At 73.2% G+C, this 6,314-nt stretch carries 4 protein-coding genes; 1 reads left to right on the forward strand and 3 read right to left on the reverse strand.

Annotated elements, in window-relative coordinates:
- The coding region (locus tag ACK42S_RS08275) for a cache domain-containing protein (protein WP_409705520.1) at nt 1–1,122 on the reverse strand (1,122 nt) is incomplete at its 3' end.
- Between the two features lie 123 nt (nt 1,123–1,245).
- On the opposite strand from ACK42S_RS08275, the gene ACK42S_RS08280 reads away from it, so the two are divergent.
- Nucleotides 1,246–2,208: a DMT family transporter gene (locus ACK42S_RS08280; protein ID WP_409705523.1), complete on the forward strand. Its 963-nt coding sequence runs from the start codon at nt 1,246–1,248 to the stop codon at nt 2,206–2,208.
- Here the strand turns inward: ACK42S_RS08280 and ACK42S_RS08285 are convergent.
- The gene (locus tag ACK42S_RS08285) at nt 2,151–4,967 is read right to left on the reverse strand and encodes a response regulator (RefSeq protein ID WP_409705526.1); all 2,817 of its coding nucleotides are present in this window, start codon (nt 4,965–4,967) and stop codon (nt 2,151–2,153) included. The genes ACK42S_RS08280 and ACK42S_RS08285 overlap by 58 nt on opposite strands.
- 7 nt (nt 4,968–4,974) lie before the next feature.
- Nucleotides 4,975–6,314, reverse strand: a 1,340-nt coding sequence (locus ACK42S_RS08290) for a methyl-accepting chemotaxis protein (RefSeq protein WP_409705529.1), incomplete at its 5' end; no start/stop codon positions are given.

A 6,314-nucleotide genomic window follows, 5' to 3' on the forward strand; every position in this document is an offset into this window, starting at 1 on the left:
GGGGGTGGCCCCGGGGCTCACCAGGTGAACACGGCCCGTCTGTGCACCGATCAACCGGCACGCGGCCTCACGGGTTTGCTCGAGCAGCGCCTCGACCGTGGGGGCATGCACCAGCCGGGCGAAGGTCTCGGCGAGATCGCGCAGCCGCTGCGAACGCTGGCGCTGCCATTGCTCGCGCCGCACGACATGGTTCAGCGCCAGCGCCGAGGCCCCGAAGAACACGGACATCGCCAGGGCGCCGATGGCCACCTGGAAGACCAGCCGCTCGCGCCAGGGGGCCAGCACCTCGTCGCGGCCCAGGCCCACGTAGACGGTGGCTGCGGTGTCGCCGACCCGGCGGAAGGCGGACAGACGTTCCACGCCGTCGGTGACGTAAGCCCCGGACAAGCGCCCCCGGGGCTGGCGGGCCAACTGGTCGCGGTAGACGGCCTGGCCGCTGAAGTCCTGGCCCAGGAAACGCTCGACCCAGGGGCTGCGCGCGATGAGCACGCCTTCGGCGCTGAACAGCCCCACGGCGCCTTGTTCCCCCAGCCGCAGCTTGTCGTAGAAGCGGCGCAGATGGTCCAGCGAGACGACGGCAGCCACGACGCCGGCGAACTGCCCATCGGGCGTCTCGATGCGCCGCGAGGCATTGACGATCCACTGGCCTTGGGCATAGCCGACGCGGCCCAGGCGCGGCTTGCCCAGGTAGAGCCCGACGTCCCGCCGCTCGCGGTGAACGCGGAACTCGTCGGTGTCCGACAGGTCCGCGGGCTCGGGCTGCGGGGTGCGGGAGCTGGCCACCAGGCGGCCCTGGGGATCGAGCATGAAATAGGCGTAGGTGCCGGCCGAGCCGGCCTGGCGGCCGGCCAGCACCTCGTGCAGCCGGGCGTGGTCCTGCGGCGGCGAGCCCAGGGCCGCGATGGCGGAGGTCAGGCCGAGGTCGAGCGCCGCCAGGGTCTGGCGCGTGTGCTCGGCCAGCGCATCGGCCAGATTCTCGGCGTCCCGGTAGGCCATCTCGATCACCCGGGCCCGGTCGGTGCGGGCCTGCAGCGTGATCAGCGCGGCCAGCAGGGCCAGCACGATCAGGTTGGCCAGCACGAGGGCGCGCCTGAGGGTCACCGTGGATTCGCTGAAGGCCATCGGACAACACTCCCCCCGGCAGGGCAGCCCCGAAGGACTGCTTTGGGCGCCGCCCGCGCGGCGGGACGGCACGTCACTCGTTGATGTGTCGCGATGATAGACGGGCTCGGGGACAATCGTCCGATGACTCTGACACGTTCTTCCCCCGGTCCCGTGCTGGCCTTGCTGTTCAACGCCGCCGTGTGGGGCCTGTCCTGGTGGCCGATGCGCCACTTGCAGGGCTTGGGGCTGCATCCGCTGTGGACCAATGTCGGGCTGTTCCTGATCGGCTGCGCCGTGCTGCTGGCCTGGCGGCCCCGGGCCCTGGGCAAGGTGCTGGGCACGCCGGTGCTGTGGGCCATGGCCCTGGTTTCGGGGGTGGTCAACGCGGCCTTCAACTGGGGCGTGAGCATCGGCGAGGTGGTGCGCGTGGTGCTGCTGTTCTACCTGATGCCGGTGTGGACGGCGCTGCTGGCACGGCTGTGGCTGGGCGAGCGCCTGGGGTCGGGCGGGGTGCTGCGGGTGGGGCTGGCCCTGGGCGGAGCGGCCCTCGTGCTGCAACCCGAGGGCCTGGCCTGGCCGCTGCCGCGCAGCCTGGCCGACGCATTGGGGCTGCTGGGCGGCTTCGCCTTCGCCTGCAACAGCGTGCTGGTGCGGCGCCATGCGGCGGTCACGCGCGACGAAGGCCGCGCCCTGGCGATGCTGATGGGCTGCGTGGGGGTGTCGCTGGCGCTGGCGCTCGCTTTGGGGCCGACCACCGGCGCGGGCCTGGTGCCCTGGCCCCCGCCCGCCCAGGCGGCCTGGGTGGCCGTGCTCGGGCTCACGGCCCTGGTCTTCCTGGCCGGCAACCTGGCCTACCAGCACGGCGCCTCGCGGCTGCCGGCCAACATCACGGCGGTGGTGATGCTCACCGAGGTGGTGTTCGCCGCGCTGTCGTCGGTGGCGATCGCCGGGGAGACGCTGTCGGGGCGCACCTTGGTGGGCGGGGGGCTGATCGTCGCAGCGGCGTTGCTGGCGACGATCGGGCCGTCGCGCAGCGGCCGTGGCGTTCAGCCTTCGGCGAAGGCCAGCCGGCGCACCTCGGCGAGCAGCTCGGCCTCCTCGTAGGGCTTGGTGAGGAAGACGTCCACACCGGCCTGCTCGGCGCTGCGCAGGTGCTTGTGGGTGGCGCGGGAGGTGAGCATGACCACCGGCAGTGTCTTCCACAGGCGCGATTCGCGCAGGCGCCGGGTGAGCTCCAGGCCGTTGAGGTTGGGCATTTCCAGGTCGGTGAGCACGACGTCGGCCTTGCGGCGGATCAGCGCATCCAGCGCATCGAAGCCGTCGCGCGCGGTGGTGACGTCGTAACCGGCATCGCCCAGCAGCTGGGCGAGCGTCTGGCGCACCGAGAGGGCATCGTCGACCACCAGCACATGCTTGCGCTCGACCTGCATGCGCCGGCGCAGCCGCTCGGCGGCCTGGCGGCGCACCGGTGAGGCGTAGGCCTGCTCCAGGGCCTCGAGGTCGAGCAGGAACACGAGCCGGCCGTCGGCCCGGAAGGCGCCGCCGGCCACACCGCGCAGGCGGCGCAGGTAGCGCCCGATGTCCTGCAGGATGAGTTCGCGCGAGTCGACGATGCGGTCCACCTCGAGCGCGATCTCGCGGCCGCCCACGCGCGCCAGCACCACCGCGCGGGCCGCCGCGGCCGAGGCGGGGGCCGGCAGGCCCAGCCAGGCCCCGAGCCGCTGGTAGGGGTACAGACGCCCGGCATGGCGCAACTGCGCCCCCTGCGGGCCCAGGACGAGCTGGCCCTGCCCAGGGGCCAGCGCCAGCGTCATGCCTTCGCTGGGCAGGGCATAGACCTGGCCCCCCACCTCGACCATCAGCGCATGCTGCAGCCCCGTGGTGGCCGGCACCGTGAGCACGAAGCGGCTGCCCAAGCCGGGGCGGCTGTCGATGTCGATGCGGCCTTTCATCGCGCGCAGGCGGTCGGCCACGACGTCCAGGCCCACGCCGCGGCCGGAGATCTCGCTGACCTCGCTGCGTGTGGAAAAGCCCGGCAGCAGGATCAGCCGGGCCAGTTCGGCCTCGGTGATGGGGTCGTCGCGCTGCAGCAGTTCCAGCTCCAGCGCGCGCGCATGGATGGCCGCCAGGTCCAGGCCGCGCCCGTCGTCACTGCACTCGACGGTGACGGTGCGGCTGTCGCGGGCAAAGCGCAGCAGCACCGTGCCGCGCGGCGGCTTGCCGGCCGCCAAGCGCTCGGCGCTGGGTTCGATGCCGTGGTCCACCGCGTTGCGCAGCAGGTGCAGCAAGGGCTCGGTCAGGCGGTCCAGCACCTCGGTGTCCAACGGCATCTGCTCGCCCTCGATGCGCAGCTCGACGTCTTTGCCCGTGGCCCGCGCGGTCTGCGCCACGTTGCGCTTCAGGCGCGCAACGATCTGGCGCACGGGCACCAGGCGTGCGCCGATCAGCTCGCGGTGCTGCTCGACGAGCTCGTGCCCCTGCTTGCGCAGGGCCTGCACGGCCATCTGCACCTGCTCGCGTGCGGCGCGGGTGTGTTCGGCCTCGTCGGCCAGGGTTTCGGCGGTGAAGCGCACGAGCGACTGCAGTTCGTTGTAGCGGTCCAGTTCCAGGCTGTCGAAGGCCCCGCCTTCGGCCTGCGTGGGCGGCGGCAGCGCATGGCCCTGGCGGTCGACGGCCAGCTCGAGGTCGCGCAGGCGGTCCTGCAGCGAGCGCTGGGCCCGTTCGAGCTGCGCCAGCCGGTCTTCGACCTGGCGCACCATTTCCTCGGCCCGGCCTTGATGCACCAGCGCCTGGCCGGCACGCCGCATCAGGCGGTCCAGCCGCTCGACGGCGATGCGCAGCATGGCGCGCGCCGCCTCGTCGGGCCCGGGCGGCGGGGGGCTCGCGGACGCGGTGTCGTCGCGCGAGGAGGGGGCGGCCTCCAGGGGGGCAGGCACCGTCTCCAGCGCCAGGGTCTCGACGCGGTCGTCGTGGATGGCCTGGACCCACCGTTCCAGCCGGTCCAGCCAGTCCCGGGCGTCCCGTGGGGCCTGCTCCTCGCCGCGCAGCGCATAGACCATCTGGTCCAGGCAGGCCACGGCCTGCTCGAGGTCGCGCGCCAGGGCGCTTGGCAGGCGGCCTTCGCGCTCGACGGCATGGTCCAGCACGTCCTCGATGCGGTGGGCCAGCCGCCCGACGCCGCGGATGCCGATGATGTGGCCGCTGCCCTTGAGCGTGTGGGCCACGCGACGGGCCTCGTGCAGGGTTGGGGCATCGGCATGGCCAGCCGCCAAGGCGCGCACGGCCTCGGCCAGCGTGGCCACCTGGGCCGGGGCGTCGTCGAGGAAGACCTCGTAGAGCGCGGCGTCCACGTCCTCGGGCACGTCGAGCGAGACCTCGTCGGTGGGCGCGCCGGCGGCCGCCGCGGCGAGGTCGGGCGTGTCGTCGGCCCCAGCCCCGGGGGCGGCGGGCGCTTGACGCAGCCGCTCGCGCAGGGCCTGCAACGACTCGGGCGGCGGGGCCAGCGGGCCGCTGCGCAGGAAGTCGGCCAGCGCCTGCGTGGCCGCCTCCGAGGCGGGGCGGTCGAGGTAGGCCTGCACCGGCGGTTGCCACTGCGCGAGCCAGCCCAGGGCCGTCTGGCGGTCGGGCGTTTCGAGGGTCGCCAGCGCGCTGACGCTGTCGCGCAGCAGGTCCAGCACGAGGGCCAGTCCGTCCAGGCCAACGACGCGGCAGGCCTGGCCCAGGCGGTCGAAGAGCGTGGCCGCCTCGGCAGCGGGGGCCGGGTCGTCGGGGCTGCTGAGCCAGTGCATCAGCGCCGCGTCGACTTCGGGGCTGGCCTGCGCAAACTCCTCGCGCAGCACCTCGAGCAGATCCTCGGTCTTCATGAGCGGCTCACTGCCCCTGCGGGGGCGGCAGGCGGAACTGCCCGACGGCTTCGGACAGGCGGCGGGCATAGTCCACCAGGGTGGCGGTGGATTCGGTTTGCTGCTCGATGGCCAGGATGGTCTGGGCCGAGCCGCGGTTGAGCTGATCGACCGACAGGCGCAGCTCGTGCGCCAGCGTGCTCTGGGCCTGCGAGAAGGCGGCGATCTGCTGCACCAGGCTCACGAGCTGGGCCGTGGTGTCGCGCGTCTCGGCCATTTGCACGCCGGCCTGGCGGGCCTGCTCGGACTGCCTCACCACCTCGGCGATCAGGCGGTTCATCGTCAACAGCGTGTCGCCGGTCTCGACCTGGATGCTTTGCACGAGCTGGGCGATCTGCGCGGTGGCCGCCCGCGCGGATTCGGACAGACGCTGCACCTCCTCGGCCACCACCACGAAGCTGCGTCCGGCCTCGCCGGCATTGCTGGCCTGCATCGAGGCATTGAGCGAGAGCACATGGGTGCGCTCGGCGATCGTGTTGATGAGGTTGACGACGGTGGAGATCTCCTGGCTGCGCTCGCCCAGGCGCTTGAAGCGCTTCTCGGTCTCGGCGATGGTGCCGCGCAGCGTCTCCATGCCGCGCACCGTGGCGTCCACCGCGCGCAGGGCCGCGTCGGTGGCGGCGCTGGCCAGCTCGGCAGCCTCGCTGGAGTTGGTGGACAACGCGGCCATCTGGGCGAGCTGGTAGGTGGCCTGGCCGAGATGGGCGGCCATGCCCTCCAGCGCGGCGCGCTCCTCCTGCGCGGTCTCGTCCACGCGCAGCGCCTGTTCGCCCACGAACTCGCAGGCGCTGCGCACCTGGTCGGCGATCTCCTGCACCTCGTGCAGGGTGCGGCTGGTCTCCTCGCCGAGCTGGTTGATCGAGGCCGACAGCGTGCCGATGATGTCCTCGGTCACCTCCGCGCGCGCGGTGAGGTCCTTGTTCGACATCTGGAACACCGTGTGCAGCAGGCCCACGACCGAGCGGTTGAGGCTTTCGTTCTCGTGAGCGATGCGTTCCAGGCGTTGGCCGCGCTCGTCGAGCACGCGGTCGAGTGCGGCGCCCAGCGCCCCCCATTCGTCGCGGCGGTCCAGGTGTGCGCGGGCCTGGGTGTCGCCGCGGGCGGCACGCTCCAGGGTGTCGCGCAATTGCTGCAGCGGGGCCTGCCAGCGCCGGCCCAGGTGCGCCAGCACCAGCGCGCCCAGCACCATGGCCAGCCCGATGGCGGCCACGGCGGGCCACGGCACGGCCTGCCCTGCCGCGGCCGGCGCCCAGCGCAGGGCCGCCCAGGCCGCGACCCCGCCGAGCACGGCAGCCCAGGCCCCGCCCA

Source organism: Caldimonas sp. (genome assembly GCF_046289365.1).
Lineage (GTDB): Bacteria > Pseudomonadota > Gammaproteobacteria > Burkholderiales > Burkholderiaceae_C > Caldimonas.

Coding starts and splice junctions, on each gene's coding strand:
- ACK42S_RS08280 (WP_409705523.1), top strand. CDS start 1,246: ATGACTCTGACACGTTCTTCCCCCGGTCCCGTGCTGGCCTTGCTGTTC.
- ACK42S_RS08285 (WP_409705526.1), bottom strand. CDS start 4,967: ATGAAGACCGAGGATCTGCTCGAGGTGCTGCGCGAGGAGTTTGCGCAG.